Here is a 17,867-nt window from a genome sequence, read left to right on the forward strand (position 1 = left end):
CGCACGGGGCGATCGGCCTCCGGCGGGTCGCCCGCCACCGCGGCGCCATCGTGGGGGCCTTCCTGATCGTCGGCCTGCTGCTCGGCGCCCTCCTGGCGCCGTACGTCGCCCGCTACGATCCGACCGCGCCGCACTTCAATCTGAGGCTGCAACCGCCGTCCGCCGCATTTCCCCTCGGTACCGATTCCTTCGGCCGCGATATCCTGAGCCGGCTGGTGTACGGGGGGCGCATCTCGCTCACGGTGGGCGCGATCTCAGTGGTCATCTCGTTTGCCGTGGGGGTGCCGCTCGGCATCGCGGCCGGGTACTACGGCGGCCGCCTGGACGATGTGATCATGCGGACCGTCGACGTCTGGCTCGCGTTTCCGGGCCTGCTGCTGGCGATCGGGATCGTCGCGGTGCTCGGCCCGGGCCTTCAAAACGTCTTGCTCGCCATCGGCATCTCCGGCGTGCCCGGCGTCTGCCGGCTCGTTCGCGGGTCGGTGCTGCCGGTCAAGGAGGAGGCCTATGTCGAGGTTGCGCGGGCCGTGGGGGGAAGCGAGGGGCGGATCATCAGGGTGCACATCCTCCCCAACGTGCTCGCGCCCGTCGTGGTGCTGCTGACGCTGCGGCTGGGCACGGCGATCCTGACCGGAGTGGGGCTCAGTTTCCTCGGGCTCGGCGTGCAGCCCCCCGCCGCCGAGTGGGGGGCCATGGTCTCGGAGGGCCGGGCTTACTTACAACAGGCGTGGTGGGTGTCCACGATCCCGGGCATCGCGATCTTCCTCAGCGTGATGGGCGTCAACGTGCTCGGCGACGGGCTGCGGGACGCCCTGGATCCCCGGCTGCACTGAGGGCGGCCGCCCACTTGCGGTGTCGATTACACCCGCGCTGGCCGTACAGGCGCCGCACCGGGCGGATTGGGCGGCGACGATCGCCTACGTGTTGGGCGTGGACGGGCGCCGGCTAATGTAGACATGGCTGGACACGGCGGCCATGATGATCGTTCCGCCGATCCAGGTCGGCACCGGCGGGACCTCGCGAAACGCCAGCCAGACCCAAAGCGGTCCGAGTGGCACTTCCGCGGCTTGGATGAGTGCCGTCTCGGTTGCGGAGATCAGCCGCGCGCCAAGCGTGAGCAGCAGAAGGCCGAGACCGAACTGCGTTACGCCGAACAGGCCAAGATACAACATGTTTATTGGACCGGCGGTGCCCGGGTGGGCCAGCGGCCACACAAACACCGGACACAGAAGGGCGGAGAGGCTCGCGGCCGCCAGCATTGGGGTCTCACGATGGCGCCTGATGATCAGCATCACGCCGGCCATGCACAGCGCCATCCCGAACGCGAGCAGGTCCCCGGCGAGGTGTCCTTCGCGCACCGATCCGCCGACCATGATCATGGTGCCCAACAGCGCGACCGCGCTTGCCAGCAAGGTGTTCCAGCGTTCGCGCTCTCGGAGCCACAACCATCCCAGCGCCGCCGCCAGGAACGGCGTCGTCGCGTTCATGATCATGACATCCGCGACCGAAGTGCGTCGGAAGGCGTTGATGTACATGATGGTGGCGAACGTCGAGAGGCACGCCGCGGTCACGCCCGGCACGCCGATGCCGCGGACGATGTCGACGGCCCGACGGCCGTAGCGCCACACGATCACGATGGCGATGAACGCGCCCGCGAAGATGCCCCGCCAGAACAGGATCGTCCATGGGTCAAGCGGGATCAGCCGGGTGTAGAAGCCGGAGGTGCTGTAGGCGACGGCGGAGGCGAGGTTTAGCGCGATGCCAAGCCAATGGTGGGGGGCGCCCCCGGCGGCGGGAAGGCCGGCGCGCGAGTCTACCGCAGGTGCTGCGCGAGCCACGCCTGGACACGCTCGGCGTTCTTGTCCGGCGGAAACACCGGATAGAAAACGTGCTCCACGCGGCCGTCGCGGAGCACCAGCGTGAGACGCTTGATCAACTCGGCCGGCTGCGCCCCGAAGCTCCACGCGAACTCGAACGTTGGCAGTCGCAGCGCTCGGGTGAACGCGAGATCAGCGTCGCTTAGCAACGCAAAGGGGAGATGCAGGCGCGTCACGGCCTCGCGCTGATAGTCCGTCGTCTGCGTGCTGAGGCCGAACACCCGCGTGCCGAGCTCCTCGAACGCGGCGTGGTGATCGCGGAACGCGCAGGACTGCGGCGTGCATCCGCGCGCGCCGGGAATCTCGTCCCACCCCTTGGGGACCTCCTGGTCCGGCCGGCCGGTCCGGGGGTAACAGTAGACGACCGTCCACCCCGGGAGCGCGGACAAGTGGACGGCGCCGCCTTCGGTTGACGACAGCGCGACGGGGGGCATGCGCATCCCGCTGAGATGAGCGCACGCCCCGTCATCCTCGGGGACAGGCAGATCAGGCGGCAGGTCAAGTGGATTATGGGCCGACATTGCGCACCCTCCGTCAGCGGTTGTTTGGTCTCCACGTCCGAGAGGCATTCATCTCGGCTTGGTCTCCCGTGGTAAATAGCGTGGTTGGCTTGTTGATGGCATCTGCGGGTAGTGTTCTGCTCCGTGCGATGCTCTCCCTGGCCCGACGCGGCCTCGCACTGATGCTCTTGAGCCAGCGGGTGATGCACAGAACAGTTGCCTTCCAGGTCGGCGGTCCTCCAGAATTGCTCGTTACCCGGCTTGTATGCGAAAAGCGCCGATTACTACATCTCTATACCGACAGGGGTTCCTGTATCTGCCTCACGGTGGAGGTTCCGCTTGGTGGTTTCGTCGACCGGGTGACGACGGTCCTGCCATTCGTAGCCGTAAGACCTATCTCGGCCTGCTCCCCGCGATGGGCGTTGATCGCAAACAGTTTAGGCGCAGCCAAGCTGTGCCCCCATCGTTGGACCTTTGTGCACACCGCGAGGTTCCCGATACAGCTCCCCCCAGTTCTTTGAATCTACAAAGAAAATTACTTCCCCGAGATCCTCAGAGATCAAAGACTTGACTGTGAGGCCCTTTAGCTCAAGGGTGGAGTTGATTCCGGCTGAGCCTTTGGCATAGAGATTGTCGAAGGCGGTTTGGTATGAGGACATATGCTTGCCACGCGTCGCGCGAACTAGCAGCATCCCCAAAGGCGGTTGGCCGGTTCCACTTCCGGACACTTAGCGAAGGTGTAAGGATGCCCGGGTGTTTGCAAGCACCTCACCCAGCCGTCTGGCAGCGTAGGGGATTCTGAGAACTCACAAAGGGATCAGCAATAGGACGCTGGAACTCTCAACCCCGACTCTGCGGGGAGGTGCTTGAGCGTGAACGGCTCTCGCCCGTTGCTGGCTGTTCTCGTTCACGGGATCGGCCCTCAGAACTCGACCGCTCAGTACGAGTTCCTCGATCGGCTCCGCGCCGCAACAATACACAGGTTGCAGGATCTCGGCCGTAGCGACCTCGCGCCACGCCTCCTTGTGAAGCGCGCCGACTGGAGCCACTTATTCAACGAACGCGGGGGCTGGTTGGCGCACCTCTTCCCCAGCCACGCTAGCCAGTGGACGCGTGCCAGGCGAATCTTGACCATGGTGCTCTACGCGTTGGTCGTGCCGGTAATTGGGGCGGTGGGCACGGGCTTCGGCATGCTTCGCCTTCCGCCGCTGGTGTTCGGCTGGGTCATTGGAACGGCCGTGGGGCTTGTGGCAGCCTCGCTGGCCGCCTGGTTCCTCATTCTGCCCCGGTACCCATGGGGCCATCTCTGGACTTTCGCGCGCGGTTTCGAGGCAAACACCCTGAGCGATGTGGTCCTGTACGGGAGTGACGCCCCCCGTGAGGAGATCCTCAAAGTGGTCCTGGATACGATCGAGCCTTATCTTGCCGAAGCGTACCCGATCGACAAAGCGAGCACCCTGACAGCGCTGCCGGTCGTCTTCGTCGGGCACAGCCTTGGCACCGTCGTTGTGTACGACATTCTGCTCGGCACGAGCGCGACCACGTGGAACAAGCCGACTGCTGTCCACCGGGACCTGGCGGCCGTCAACATCGCGCTGGCGGCGCTCGAGACGGCGCCTGCGGTCCCCACGACAGTTCTTGCGGCAGCGGCCGCAAGCAAGAGGGGGGGCGTGGAGGATGCGCACGCAGCGCTGCAGGAGAGAAAGAAGTTCCTCGAGAGGGCGAAGCGGGTTCAAGACATAGTGTGCCCGGTCGGGATGGCCACGATGGGGTCCCCCATCTCACTCTTCCTGTTCCGCAAGCCGTCGTTGTTGGACTCCACTGACCTTTGGACCGAGGCGTGCCCGGCGGCGTTCGCGCAGGCGGGCGCACTGGAGACGTCCGCCGGAATGCTGCGCTGGCGCTGGCAGAACTTTTGGCATTCGGCTGACTTCGTTGCGCACCACCTCGAGCCGCTCTTCAACCGCGGCTACCCGGCGGCGCCCGCACCCGGCCAGGCGCCGATGAAATTTGTCGAGGACGTGAAGGCCCGCGAGCCCATCTCTGCACACTCGACATACTGGACGAACCCGGCGCTCTTGAGCGCATCGCGGCGCAGCTGACTGCCGTCCTCACCGCGCTGCCGTAGCGTCCGCGCGGGCGCCTGCGTCAGGCCGTCAGCCCCCACTTACCTGCGCCACGCGCAGAACACTTCAGCGACCCCGGTAGGGTGGGGGAAAGGCGGTCTCGCGGACACGGGGGACGCGATAAACTCGGGCGATCATTTTGACCTGATTGGGTAGGCGAAAAGAGCAACTTCTGCCGGCTCAGGCCTTCGCCGAGGTTCTTCAGGATCTCCAACAGGACCGACGGGAGCCGCGACCGTTCGCCAGGCCTGCTCCGTCTTTTGTGCTTTGAAGACCGCCCCCCCAAAGGCGATAGAAGTTCAGGTTCACTCGAAGCACCCAGCACAGTTCAACGACCTTGCCAGCGTAGCCCCAAGAGGCCCCTGCCGCATGGAGTCGAAAGGGCGGTGAGGTGGAACGGATAGTAGAGGATCGACCAATTCGCCTCGGCCAAGCCAGAGCCTGATCCTCGTATTAGCCATCTCGAAGTGTCGCTTGCAAGGGACTTGCGCGTGGGTCAACCCTCAAAAAACCCTTATTTTACTGGGGTTGGCACGGATTGGCTTCACTATGGGGGGGCGGGGGAGAGCGGAAGCCTCTCGAAGATTTTTCCGACTGCCGTTTGGTTTCGCCACGCTAAAGGGCTATCGGATTGAAGGGATTCTTCTAGCGAATAGCAAAGAAGCTCACGGTAGGCTAGTGTGTTCTCTTCTTTGCCAGTTAGCGGGGGGGCTCGGGTTTTCCGATCCCCCTGTTGATCAAGCGTCCATTGTGAAAGACTGTTTTGGTCCTGGTATTCACTGTTGGAATTGTCCCGAGTCGGCTTTCGTCTTTCGCGAACGTCGCCCTTAATGTAAGCGGCCCCATCATAGCCTCTCCCGGAGGCCGCAAATGCCCGGGCTGCGGACCGGAACGGTCACCTTTCTCTTCACCGATATTGAGGGATCCACGCGCCTGCTCCAAGAACTAGGCGCTCGGTATGTGGAAGTCCTCGCCGACCATCACCGACTACTCCGCGCTGCGTTCAAGGACTGCGGTGGTCAAGAACTCCGAACTCAGGGAGATGCATTCTTCGTCGCCTTCCCTCGGGCACGAGACGCTATTGCAGCTGCCATAGCGGCTCAGTGCGCCATCATGGACCATCGGTGGACCGATGGGGCGCTCGTCCGTGTCCGGATGGGCCTGCACACGGGCGAGCCCCTCATCACGGCGACGGGGTACGAAGGGATGGATGTCCACCGGGCGGCGCGCATTTGCGCGGCCGGACATGGGGGGCAGATTCTTCTCTCAGGCACGACGGCAATGCTTGTTGCCGGCAGCGTGCCCCCGGGGGTAGCGTTGCGCGACCTGGGCATGCATCGATTGAAGGATCTTCGTCAGCCGGAGTGGATCTTTCAGGTGATCGACCCGCACCTTCCAACCGAGTTCCGACTGCCGCAGTCCCTTACCACTCTCGCAAACAATCTGCCCCGACCGCTGACGAGCTTCGTTGGGCGGGATTCTGAAGTCGCGGAAACCAAGCAGTTCCTATCCATGACCCGCCTGCTGACGTTGACCGGGGTCGGTGGCTGCGGCAAAACCCGTCTCGCCCTTCAAGCGGCCTTAGGCTTGTTGGAGAACTATGCAGACGGGGTATGGCTCGTGGAGCTAGCTGGTCTTTCCGACCCCGCGTTCGTCCCCAGATCCTTAGCCTCCGCCGTGGGCATCAGAGAAGAGGCCGGACAGCCGTTGCTGTCAACTCTTATGAGTGCTCTCCGCGAAAAACAGATGCTAGTCGTGCTCGACAACTGCGAGCACCTTATCACCGCCTGCGCGCAATTGGCCCAGGCGCTGCTCCACATGTGCCCAAGCATTCGGATCCTCGCCACCAGCCGCGAACCGCTGGGAATCGGGGGAGAAACCATCTTTCCAGTGACCCCCCTTCCCCTGCCCGATCCACTACGGGCCCGAACTGTGGATGATCTCATGGAGTGTGAAGCCATCCGCCTGTTTGTTGAACGAGCCGCAGCCATGCGGCTGACGTTCAAGTTAACTGCTGAAAACGCCCCCGCCGTCATCGCAATTTGCCGGCACCTGGATGGGATACCCCTTGCCATTGAACTGGCGGCGGCCCGGATCCAAGCGTTGTCCATCGCAGAGTTGGTTGCGCGGTTGGACGACCGTTTCCGGCTCCTGACCCAAGGCAGCCGGACGGCCCTTGCGCGGCAGCAGACTCTTCAGGCGACGATGGATTGGAGCTATCAACTCCTCTCGGAGCGGGAGGGTACCATGCTGCGCCGGCTCTCAGTTTTTGCCGCTCCCTGGACACTAGAGGCGGCGGAGGGGATCTGCGCGGATGATCAAGACGCAGGGATGGATGTCCTTTACCTGCTGACCCAGCTTGTGTCCAAGTCTCTCGTGATCATGGATCATCAGGAAAGGGAAGTTAGGTACCACATGCTGGAGACGGTTCGGCAGTATGCTCGAGAACGGCTAATGCGATCAGCAGAAGCGGTTCGTGTCCGGAACCGGCACCTCATGTGGTACCTGGCGCTAGCGGAGCGATCGGAACCCGAGCTAGTCGCGGCTAGTCAGACCCTACGGCTTACCCGCCTTGAGCTCGAGCACGATGACCTGCGGGCGGCACTCTCATGGTCGCTTGAGAACAATCAGGCGGAGTCAGGATTGCGATTGGCTGCGGCGGTCTGGCGCTTCTGGTGGATCCGCGGCTACTTTGGGGAGGGCAGGACCTGGCTTGAGGCCCTGTTGATGAATAGCGAGGGCAAAGGAACGAGAATTGTGCGTGCGAAAGCGCTGCAGGCGGTTGGCATTATTGCCGTTCTAGGCCAGGGAGATTACGCGGCCGGACGCGACTTCCTCAGCAAGAGTCTCGCGATCTGGCGAGACGCGGGAGACAGGCCGAACATTGCGGCCCTGCTCGACAATCTTGGTACCCTATTCTCCGTCCAGGATGATCACGCCGCAGCTCGCGCCTTGTACGAAGAGAGCTTGGCAATTCGGCGGCAGCTCCAGGACAAATGGGGCCTCGCCCTTTCCCTGAACAACTTGGGCTTTGTGTTGTACCGCGAGAATGACTACTCTGCCGCGTACGCACTCTTCGAGGAGAGTTTGGCTCTCTGGCGAGAGCAGGGTGACGGGCAGAATATTGCCAAGACCCTCAGCAACCTTGGACTCGTTTCTCTGAGCCGCGGTTGTTTCGCGGGGGCATATCGGTTCCTGAAGGAAAGCCTCGAAGTGCGATTGGCCGCAGGGGACAAATGGGGCATCGCACATTCGCTCGAGGGATTCGCGGGCCTGGCAGAAGCCCGGGGGGCAGGGGCGCGGGCGGCACGGCTCTTTGGAGCTGCAGAGGCCCTGCGGGAATCTATCGGCGCCCCCCTTCGACCCACTGATCGCCCCGATTACGACCGCAAAGTCGCTGCCGCGCGAGCGCGGCTAACCCTGGACGCTTTCGCTGCAGCGTGGTCGGCGGGAAGGGCGATGACCCTGGATCGGGTTGTCAGTGAAGCAATGGACACCGACGGATCGCCGGAAGGGAGATGTTCTAACGCCAACGCATCGATCTGACGAGGGAAATCGTCGGTAACCGCACAGGGTGCTCACGCTCTGGCCGCACCCGAGTGTAGTTGAAGAGAGGGGAGTACCGCGCTTAACGTTTGAGGAGGGGGGACATGGGGCCCGGCGCAAAAGTCCCGCTCGACCAACTGAATATCGGGTCCCGTCACTGGGACGGGATCAGTCAGATGAGCGCATTCGCCACGTCAATCGATGCATTCAGGTCTCGTATTAAGCAAGGATTGAATGTCCTTGAAGGCCCGGGGGGGGCGCATTTCGATCGGCGCGCCGGGAATCCTAGCGAGGGGATTGACACGCAGGGCCTTCCGCTGGGGATTATCCCTGCTCTTGGGCAACGGGTGGCCGAGAAGGACCCCTACGCAGAGGATGCCCTAACGTTTACCCTGCTGGCAAGGGAGTTGGCCGTGCGTTCCCTCGCCGAGACCGATGTTCGCGCCATCCAGCGGCTCGCCAAGGCAATTTCGCTCTTGGTGGAAGCTGCGCTTAGCCTGTACCCTTAAGCGCGGTATGGCTGCGGATAGGCGCGAGGTCGGCGTCTGATTTCCGCAGTGGGATCTGCTGACACTCTGCCAATGGAGTCTTTTACACACACGGTGTACAGAAATGTGAGGAGGGTGGTTCCGGCATGCAGATCACTTATGCAGGGGGACCGGTGGTCAGACGCCCGTTAGTTTACTCAAGCTTCTGGGGCCCGGGGTGGACCGATCCCGTTCACCAAGCGCAAGCGTCACAGCTCAACCAATTCCATCAAGATCTCTTAAATAGCAGCGTCATGGACGTGCTCACACAGTACGGGATCCTTGGGCCCGGCGCTGGCGCTTTTGTGAATGCCTCCTTCCTCCCCTGGGTCCCCCGGGTGCTGACAGTCGCGAAATATCAGAACATCATTCAATCCAACGTCCTCCCCGGGGCGTTGCCCCCGCAGCAGGCAGGATCGCATGTGATCCTGCTTTATCTCGATGAACACATAATCATTAACGACCCCGCGACCGGTCGCCAACTCAATTTCCTGGGAGCCTATGACGTTGGGTATCACGAGTTTTTCACGACGGCCGCGGGGGACCCTGTCTACTACGGCTTCGTCGCATACTCCGCGAACACCGATGACACGACCACGGTGGCCAGCCATGAGTTCGCGGAGATTATCACCGATCCAGAGTATGATGCCTGGAGTCCTGACGGCGGGATGACCGAAATCGGCGACCTCTGTGAGCAAGGACAGGACACCATCACAGTAGGTGCGAATCGCTGGACGGTGCAGAAGATTTGGAGCAATATCGATAACTCATGCGTGTGTCGAGCGTCCCATCTCACCTGGGAAATCCAACCCGGCCCCGCGCAGAAAAAACTCCCGTCCGCTGCAGCGGGATGGCGGTGCGGCAAGGTCCGTGCAATCTGATTGTCGATAGGGTGTATTAGCGCGCCTGAGGCGCGCCTGCCGGCGGGTGCGGCAGATTGTCCCCGCGGCTCGCCCCGCCAGCGCCGGAGTCACGTGCAACTTCGCCGCATAACCGGGGGGGCTAACTGCATGCTCATTAGATTCCCGTCCCCATTGTGCAGATACGCAATTCATCACAGTACATGCGTGCGCTGCTATGAGGAAAATACTACGGCCGCACCGAGAATAAGAATAGCTTGCATTGGGCATGATGAGAGCTAGGAAGAAATGAAACGCGGGGAGATGAAGCAGTGGGATCGCTTGTTCAATGCTTCCTAGAAACCGAGGAGCCCTTGCATCACCGCAAAGCTAGATTGGGATAGACATTGGGAGTATGGTGGGCGAGAAATCGCCTGGTGTTAAAATCGTCATGCAGCACCCCGCCACGGAGGATATATTTATGAATGACATACCCACGCCGCCACCTGCCTTCTTGGAGCAGTACAAGGCTTACCTTCAAGACCTCAGCAACACTGATGCGAGGTATACTACCTTGAACGGGTTTCATCTTTCCATCATTACAGCTCTGCTTGGTATTCTGGCCCTTACAAAGCCTGGCGAGGGTCTCACGGACTTACAACCGATCCTCCGAGTGGTTGTGCCACTTTTCGCCTTCCTATTGTGTTGTATATGGTTCCAACCGTCGTGTCCTATGGGACGCTTTTCGGGGCAAAGTTTTCGGTTCTTCGCGAGCTCGAGCAGCGTGGTGGCCCTGTTCTCCGTGTTCCAGCGGGAACGAGAGTTGATTCAAAATGGCAGAACCCGGTGGGTCCTTGAGAACGAAGAACGCATACCGCTTCTTTTGATTCTGCCATTCTTGATTATTCTACTCTATGCTTTCTTGAAGCTAATGAGGTGGATCTGACACTTTAGCTTCCCGCGGGTTCGTAAGTCTAAGCCCTATTTCGGTGGTACCAACCCGTTGAATTCGTTTTGAAACGACCCCCCCTGACCGTAGATTGGCAGGGCCACGTTCTGCCGTTCGCGTCGAGGGGATCCTCTTCTGCTTACCGCTCTTGACGCATGGCGGGATTGGGCGCCTCCGTGCGAGAAGTACCCTCGAGAGTGCTACACTCTCGTAAGTTTGGGCGTCGCTCATCCGCCCTGGCAGGTTCAGGATTTACGAGTCCCTCGACGAGGTGCGAGATGCTCGACTTGATGACCGGGGCCACCGGCCCGGCGCTCCCCGTCACGCAAGGCAGGCCCGCATTTCTGGGCACGAACCACATGGTCAGCTCAACGCACTACCTGGCCACGATGGCCGGACTGCGCATGTTCGCGCTCGGTGGGAATGCCGCGGACGCGGGGGTGGCCGCCGGCATCGCGCTCAACGTCCTCGAACGCCATTTGACGGATTTTGGCGGCGTCGCGCCGATCATGTTTTTTCGGCCCGGGATGCCGCGGCCCGAGACGATCGCCGGCGTCGGATGCTGGCCGCGGCGGCTGACCCTGGAGCGGTTTCTCGAGCGGTACAACGGGGAGATGCCGCTCGGCGCGCCGCGCTACGTCACGCCCGCGGCACCGGATGCCTGGCTGACCGCGCTGGCGAGGTACGGGCGCCTCACGCTTCGCGAGGTGCTCGGGCCGGCATGCGAGTTGTGCGACGGATTCCCGGTCTACGACCGCCTCGCCCGTACGATCGCCAACCTGGCTCCGCGGCTGCGGGAATGGCCCGCCAGTGCGCGGGTGTTTCTGCCCAACGGCCGGCCGCCGCAGGCGGGCGAGGTCCTGGTGCAACGGGAGCTCGGCGACCTGTTCAGGCGGCTTGTCAAAGTCGAAAGCGGCGCCAAGCAACGCGGACGCGAGGCGGCGATCATGGCGGCCCGGGACGAGGTCTACCGCGGCGAGGTCGCGCGCGAGCTCTCCGCGCACGCCGAACGGACCGGAAGCGAGTTGGATGCGGAGGATCTGGCGGCGTACCATGTCTCGGTCGAGCCGCCAGTCTCCTCGAGGTACCGGGACGTGGAAGTGCACGCCTGCGGGCCGTGGTCGCAGGGACCGCTCCTGCCGATGGTCTTGAATTTGCTGCAGGGTCAGGACCTGCGGCAGCTGGGGCAGGGGAGCGCCGCGCACCTACACTATCTCATCGAAGCGATCAAGGTCGCGTGCGCCGACCGGGAAGCGTTCATCGGGGATCCGGCTCAGGTCGACGTGCCCATTGGGGGCTTGCTCGATCCCGAGTACGCGGACGAGCGGCGCCGCCTGATCGACCCGGGGCGGGCGTGCCCGGAACTTCCGCTCCCCGGGAACCCGTGGCGGTACGAAGGGCGCTCGGGGCCCGTGGGGTACGTTCCGGCTCCCGCCGCCGGCGCGGCGCAGGCCGATACGGCCTTCGTCTGCGCGATGGACGCCGAGGGCAACGCCTTTTGCGCGACGCCGTCCGATCCCGGCTTGAGCGCTCCGCTCGTCGACGGCCTCGGCATCATCATCTCGACGCGCGGAGCGCAGCTGTGGACCACGCCGGGGCACCCCTCGGCGATTGCGCCGGGCAAGCGTCCGCGGCTGACGCCGAATCCCGCCATGCTCGTGCAGTCGGGGCGGGCGCTGATGCCCTTCGGCTGCCCCGGCGGCGATGCGCAGGTCCAGGCGATGGTGCAGGTGGCGTCAAACGTATTGGACTTTGGGATGAACGTGCAGGCCGCCATCGAAGCGCCGCGGGTCATCTCGGCGAGTTTCCCGTCGTCCTTCCACCCCCATCCATACGAGCCGGGGATGGTACGGGTGGAGGGCCGAATTCCCCCCGACGTACGGGACCGGCTGGCCGCGCTCGGCCACACCGTTGAGGTGCTGCCCAATGTCTCGCCCTCGGTGGCGGCGGTGTGCGCGATACGGCGCCGCGACGGCGGTGTGCTCGAAGGCGGCGCCGACCCTCGTCGTGAGAGTTATGCCGCCGGCTGGTAGGGGCGGAGCGGCACGTCGACGCGGCCCGCGCGCGGCGAAGTTGAGAGGGAGGTGTCGGAATGGTACTCGGTAGCTGGCGGAAATTCGCCGCGGTCTGCGCCAGTGCGGCGCTCGTGCTCGCGGTAAGCTCGGGCGCGGCGACGCAGGCGCAGACGCCCCGCACCCTGGTCGTCGCTCAAAGCGCCGACATTGTCACGGGCGACCCTGCCAAAAGCACCGGACTCGCGACGATAGCCGTCCTGGCCAATATCTACGACACGCTGGTCCACCGGGACGCCGCCCTGAATCTCAAGCCGGGTCTGGCGCTGTCGTGGCGGGCCGTCGACCCGACCACCTGGGAGTTCAAACTGCGCAAAGGTGTGAAGTTTCACGACGGCGAGCCCTTCAACGCCGACGCCGTCAAGTTCTCGTTCGACCGGATGCTCGACCCGAAGACGCACTGGCCGGGCGCCGGCGCCCTGCAGCTGATCAAAACAGTGACGGCGGTTGACGAAAGCACGGTGCGATTCACCACCTCGCAGCCCTGGCCGGACATGCCGCGATACCTAGGGTACTACGGGATGATCGTGCCGCCGGGATACCTCAAACAAAACGGCGAGGACGCGCTGATCCGCCACGCCGTCGGGACCGGGCCGTACCGCTTCGTCCGCTGGGTGCAGGACGACCGCGTGGAGCTGCAGGCCAATCCCGACTACTGGGGCGGCAGGCCCAAGATCGGCCACGTGGTCTTCCGCGTCATTCCCACCGACGCGCCGCGGGTCGCCGAACTGCTGGCCGGGTCGGTGCAGCTGGCCAACCTCCTGCCGCCCGAACTCTTCAGTCCCCTGCAGATTTCCTCGAAGACCAAACTCGTGATCGGCAAGAGCCTGAGCGTGTTCTTCGTCATCTACAACCTGGTCAACATCGCGAAGGACAAGCCGCTGGCCGACCCCCGGGTGCGGCAGGCGCTCAACTACGCGATCAACCGCCAGGCGATTCTGGCCAGCGTGATGCACAACGTGGGCACGCCGGTGGCGACGTTCTGTTCCGACGTGATGGTGGCGTGCGATGCGTCCATCCCACCGTTCCCGTACAATCCCGACCGGGCCCGCGCGCTGCTGCGTGAGGCGGGATACCCCAACGGGTTCGACTTCACCATCAGCGGGACGAGCGGGACCTACCCCGGCGACCGGGACATCGTCCTGGCCGTGGCGGACCAGTTGAGCCACATCGGCGTGCGCGCGAAAGTGGACACCACGGAGATTGGCGTGCAGCTGCGGGCGGTGCTGGACCGAAAGCTGCCCGAGGACGGGTGGTTTACCCGCTTCACCGATTTCTTCGGGATCAGCACCATCATCCCGCTCCGCGCGTTCTACTCGCCCGGCGAATGGTCGCAGTGGCGCCCCGGGTACTCGCAGTTCAATCAGCTGGTCGAGGCGGCGCAGGCCGCGCCCGACGAGGCAAAACTGCGCGACATCTCGAAGCGCCTGCAGTTGATGTACAAGGAGCAGGCGCCGGCCCTCACGCTCTTTACCGCGCCCAACGCCAACGGCATGAGCCGCGACCTGGAGTGGACGCCCCGGCCGGACTTGGAATTAACGATGTTCGACGCGTCGTGGACGCACTGATCGGCGGGCGCGCGGCGCGCCGCCGGCCCGCGCCGAACCTTTCGCTGTGAGCGAGTATCTGATCCGCCGGCTGGCGCTCTCGCTGACCGCCATGCTCGGCGTGATCACGATCGTGTTCGTGTTGCTGCACGCGAGCGGCGATCCAGCGGCGCTGTTGGTGACGCAGAACGCGACGAAGCAGGACATGGACCGCATCCGGCAGGCCTACGGGTTGGACCGGCCGCTCTCCGTGCAGTATTGGCGCTTCATCACCCGCGTCGCCCACGGCGATCTCGGCTTTTCGTACCGCCAGGACCTGCCGGTGACCGAACTGATCGGCGACCGCCTCGGCGCGACGTTCGAACTGGCCCTCGCCGCCCTGGCGGTGGCGATGCTCCTCGGCGTGGCGCTCGGCATGGTGGCCGCCGCCCGCCGCGGGTCGGGCGTCGATACGGCCGCCATGACGATCGCCCTGCTTGGGACGAGCATGCCGAGCTTCTGGCTGGGGCTTCTGCTCATCATCGTCTTCGGGGTCAAGCTGGGATGGCTGCCGGTCTCGGGCTACGGAGGTCTCGACCACCTCGTGATGCCCGCGTTCGTGCTCGGCGGGTTCTATGCCGCGCAGGTCAGCCGGCTCACCCGGACGAGCCTGCTCGATGCCCTGGCGCAGGACTACGTCCGCACCGGCCGGGCCAAAGGCCTGACGGGCCGCGTGCTGTTGTTCAAGCATGCGCTGCGCAACGCGGCGCTGCCGGTGCTCACGGTCCTGGGCCTCCACTTCGGTCAGATGCTGGGCGGCGCGCTAATTGTGGAGTCCATCTTCGCGTGGCCCGGCATGGGACGTCTGGCCGTCCAGGCGGTGCTGGGTCGCGATTTCCCGGTCGTGCAGGGCGCCGCGATCATGGGTGGCGCCGTCTTCATCGCCGTCAACCTCATGGTGGATCTGCTCTATGGCTGGGTCGACCCTCGCCTTCGAAACGCCGCGCAGCGCGCCTAAGGCGCGGCGGGACTCGCCGCTTCGCCGGCTGCTGCGCAGCCCATCGGGGGTGGTGGGCGCCGCGCTCCTCGCGGTGCTGCTCGCGGCCGGTTTCGTCGGCTCGTTTGTGACGCCCTACGACCCGGCGGCGCAAAACCTGGGCCTGACCGTGCATCCGCCCTCGTTGGCGCCGGTGCGCGGCGCCGTCCACCTGCTAGGCACGGATCAGCTTGGGCGCGATGTGTTCAGCCGGCTGCTCGTCGGCCTCCGGATCTCGCTGCTGGTCGCCCTGGCCGTCGTCCCGCTCTCTACGCTGGTGGGGGCCACCGTCGGCATGGTGACGGGATACCGCGGCGGATGGCTCGACGTCGCGCTGATGCGCCTCGTGGACGCGCAGCTGTCCATCCCGACGCTCCTGCTGACGGTCGCCGTGGTTGCGGTGCTGGGCTCGGGCCTGCTGCAGATCGTGGCCGTCCTCGTGATCGCCGGGTGGCCGGCCTACGCGCGCGTCGTGCGCGCCGAGGCCCTGTCCCTACGGGACCGCGAGTTCGCGGCGGCCGCGCGGGCGGTGGGCGCCTCGGACGTCCGCATCCTCGCACGGCACGTGCTGCCAAACGTGCTTCCGACCGTGCTGGTGCTAGCGACCCTCCACCTGCCGGTGGTGATCGTCCTGGAGGCGGCGCTGAGCTTCCTCGGCCTCGGCATCCAGCCGCCGACCCCGAGCCTGGGGCAGATGCTCGGGTACTCGCAGGACCTGGTGTGGCAGGCCTGGTGGATGCCGACCATCCCCGGCGTGGCCATTACCCTCGTGGTCCTCGCCTTCAACCTGCTGGGCGACCGCATGCGGGATGTGCTCGATCCGCGACTGCGGGGCCTGGGGCCGGTGTGACCATGGACCTCATGGGAAAATGAGAAGGGTCCCTCTTCACGAAGCTAAAGACGATCTCTCCAGGTATCTTCGTGATGCGGAGAAGGAGGAGATCGTGATCACGCGGCATGGAAAGCCTGCCGGGGTGCTCATCGGGTTCTCTTCCGAGGATGATTGGTTTGAGTATCGACTCGAGCACGATCCGCGCTTTTTTCAGCGGATCGCCCGTGCGCGCCGCAGTATCGTTGCTGGAAGGGGCGTCAAGTTCGAAGAGGCAGATCTTTAGCACGACTCCACAGATCCCTTGAAAATCGCATCTATCACCTCTCCGTTAACCTCGGAGGGACCGGTCCGAGCGCTCCTGGTTGGCCGCCACGGGTACCGTCTCAACTGAGGTGCCCCCTCGGTCGCGGTCAGTACACGCGTGATCGTCGTGCCGTGTGTCCGCAAGGAAGTCGTGAGCGCCCTCACGAAACGTCCCGGGCAACACTACCGGTTCGACGGGGGGCTGTTCGTGATGTCAATGCGGACCCTGACCGCGTTTGCACTCGCACTGGCGGTGGCCGCCGCCGGACCAACCATGGCCACCGGGGCAACCGCCTTGACGATCGATCTCCAGGGGGATCCGGCGACGCTCGACCCCGGCCGTCAGTATGATACCAACAGTTATGACGTCTACCGAAACATCTACGACAACTTCCTTCACCGCAATCCGCAAACGAGCGCCATCGAGCCCTATGTCGCCACGGCGTGGAAGGCCGTCACCCCGACCGAATGGCACTTCACCATCCGCAAAGACGTCAAGTTTCATGACGGCACGTCACTGGTGGCGGCCGATGTGGAGGCGACCCTCGAGCGCATTCTTGACCGGCAGTTCAACAGTCCTCAGTATGCTAACTTTAATGCGATCACCAGCGTCAAGGCTACGGGACCCGATACGCTCACCATTACCACGTCGCGGCCCTACCCTGTCCTGCTCGCCCAACTTGTGAACCTCAGCATCGTCTCCAAGGCGTACGCGGCGGCCCATGATCAACCGTACATCAACGCGCATCCGATGGGGAGCGGTCCATACCGGTTCGGCGCCTGGCTCCGCGGCGACCACGTGACGTTGCAAGCGGTCCCGGGCTACTGGAAAGGCCGGCCGCGGATCGACGAGGTCACGTTTCGAACGGTGCCTGAGACAGCGACCCGGGTCGCCGACCTGCAGTCCGGACGTGTTCAGCTCGCCCTCGGCCTCACCTCTGATGACGTGAAGACGATCAAGAGCGACCCCAAGCTCCAGCTGCTTGGGGGGGCGACCGAGCGCGTCGCGTATCTGGCGTTCAACACGCTCGGGCCGAGCCCGCTGCGGGACGTGCGCGTGCGGGAAGCGATCGCGGACGCGGTGGATACCCCCTCGCTGATCCGGATCCTGCTCGCGGGTTATGCCCGATCGGTTACCGCGCTCCTGACGTCCCGCCACTTTGGCTACGATCCGAAGATCCCGGGCTACCCTCACGATCTCGCGAAGGTGAAGCAAATGCTCGCCGAGAGCGGTCATTCGAGCGGGCTGACGCTCGTGTTTACCACCTCCCCGACCTACGACCAGCGCATCATCCAAGCGATCCAGGGGCAACTCGAGCAGGCCGGCGTGACCGTGAAGACACAGTCGTATGACTTCGGGACCTATCTGCAGAAAATCCAGTCTCCGCAACACGATTGGGGGGATCTGCGCTACGGTCAGTGGTCGTGTTCTTGCCTGGACGCTGACGGGGTCATCTATCCGCTGTTTCACACCGGGAGCATCTGGTCGAGCTACAGCGATCCCGCCTTCGACAAGGCGGTCGATGACGGGCGTTCGACGCTCGATGCGGCGGCGAGAAAAGCCGACTATTCGACCGCGCTGAACGTTCTCCAGCGGGATGTCCCCGCTGTGCCGCTGTGGGAGGTTGTGGCGCTCTACGGGGCGGACCGGAGCCTTCACTGGCATCCGACGGTGGACGAGCAGCTCTTTGTCGCCGATATGTCACTCGGGCGTTAGACTGAAGGGTAGCGCGG

Annotated in this window: 13 protein-coding genes; 11 read left to right on the forward strand and 2 right to left on the reverse strand. The window is 64.1% G+C overall.

What is annotated here, in order from left to right; translation table 11 throughout:
* The first annotated feature begins 11 nt into the window (after positions 1–11).
* Complete coding sequence (locus VKV57_01560) at positions 12–833, forward strand: ABC transporter permease (protein ID HLW58591.1); 822 nt, start codon at positions 12–14, stop codon at positions 831–833.
* 84 nt (positions 834–917) lie between these two features.
* On the opposite strand, the gene VKV57_01565 is transcribed toward VKV57_01560, so the two are convergent.
* The gene (locus VKV57_01565) at positions 918–1,838 is read right to left on the reverse strand and encodes a DMT family transporter (GenBank protein ID HLW58592.1); all 921 of its coding nucleotides are present in this window, start codon (positions 1,836–1,838) and stop codon (positions 918–920) included.
* Positions 1,814–2,398 carry a peroxiredoxin gene (locus VKV57_01570; GenBank protein ID HLW58593.1) on the reverse strand — a complete coding sequence of 195 codons (585 nt, stop codon included), beginning with the start codon at positions 2,396–2,398 and terminating at the stop codon, positions 1,814–1,816. Before VKV57_01570 ends, VKV57_01565 begins: the two co-directional genes overlap by 25 nt.
* A gap of 851 nt (positions 2,399–3,249) precedes the next feature.
* Between VKV57_01570 and VKV57_01575 the strand changes: the two genes are divergently transcribed.
* The 10 genes from VKV57_01575 to VKV57_01620 all read left to right on the forward strand — a co-directional run bounded on the left by VKV57_01575 (position 3,250) and on the right by VKV57_01620 (position 17,850).
* Positions 3,250–4,479, forward strand: a complete 1,230-nt coding sequence (locus tag VKV57_01575; protein HLW58594.1) for a hypothetical protein — start codon at positions 3,250–3,252, stop codon at positions 4,477–4,479.
* Positions 4,480–5,373: 894 nt separating this feature from the next.
* A complete protein-coding gene (locus VKV57_01580) occupies positions 5,374–8,049 on the forward strand; it encodes a tetratricopeptide repeat protein (GenBank protein ID HLW58595.1) in 2,676 nt (891 codons plus the stop codon).
* Between the two features lie 104 nt (positions 8,050–8,153).
* Complete coding sequence (locus VKV57_01585; GenBank protein HLW58596.1) at positions 8,154–8,558, forward strand: hypothetical protein; 405 nt, start codon at positions 8,154–8,156, stop codon at positions 8,556–8,558.
* A 125-nt stretch (positions 8,559–8,683) separates the two neighbouring features.
* Positions 8,684–9,457, forward strand: coding sequence for a hypothetical protein (locus VKV57_01590; GenBank protein HLW58597.1), 774 nt, complete (start codon positions 8,684–8,686; stop codon positions 9,455–9,457).
* Between the two features lie 1,185 nt (positions 9,458–10,642).
* Complete coding sequence (locus VKV57_01595) at positions 10,643–12,397, forward strand: gamma-glutamyltransferase family protein (GenBank protein HLW58598.1); 1,755 nt, start codon at positions 10,643–10,645, stop codon at positions 12,395–12,397.
* Between the two features lie 59 nt (positions 12,398–12,456).
* Positions 12,457–14,004: an ABC transporter substrate-binding protein gene (locus VKV57_01600; protein HLW58599.1), complete on the forward strand. Its 1,548-nt coding sequence runs from the start codon at positions 12,457–12,459 to the stop codon at positions 14,002–14,004.
* Between the two features lie 46 nt (positions 14,005–14,050).
* Positions 14,051–14,980, forward strand: a complete 930-nt coding sequence (locus VKV57_01605) for an ABC transporter permease (GenBank protein HLW58600.1) — start codon at positions 14,051–14,053, stop codon at positions 14,978–14,980.
* Positions 14,934–15,848, forward strand: coding sequence for an ABC transporter permease (locus VKV57_01610; protein HLW58601.1), 915 nt, complete (start codon positions 14,934–14,936; stop codon positions 15,846–15,848). Before VKV57_01605 ends, VKV57_01610 begins: the two co-directional genes overlap by 47 nt.
* Before the next feature lie 19 nt (positions 15,849–15,867).
* A complete protein-coding gene (locus VKV57_01615; protein ID HLW58602.1) occupies positions 15,868–16,113 on the forward strand; it encodes a type II toxin-antitoxin system Phd/YefM family antitoxin in 246 nt (81 codons plus the stop codon).
* 138 nt (positions 16,114–16,251) lie between these two features.
* The gene (locus VKV57_01620; GenBank protein HLW58603.1) at positions 16,252–17,850 is read left to right on the forward strand and encodes an ABC transporter substrate-binding protein; all 1,599 of its coding nucleotides are present in this window, start codon (positions 16,252–16,254) and stop codon (positions 17,848–17,850) included.
* Positions 17,851–17,867: the final 17 nt, after the last annotated feature.

The sequence above is a fragment of the bacterium genome, from assembly GCA_035307765.1.
Lineage (GTDB): Bacteria > Sysuimicrobiota > Sysuimicrobiia > Sysuimicrobiales > Segetimicrobiaceae > Segetimicrobium.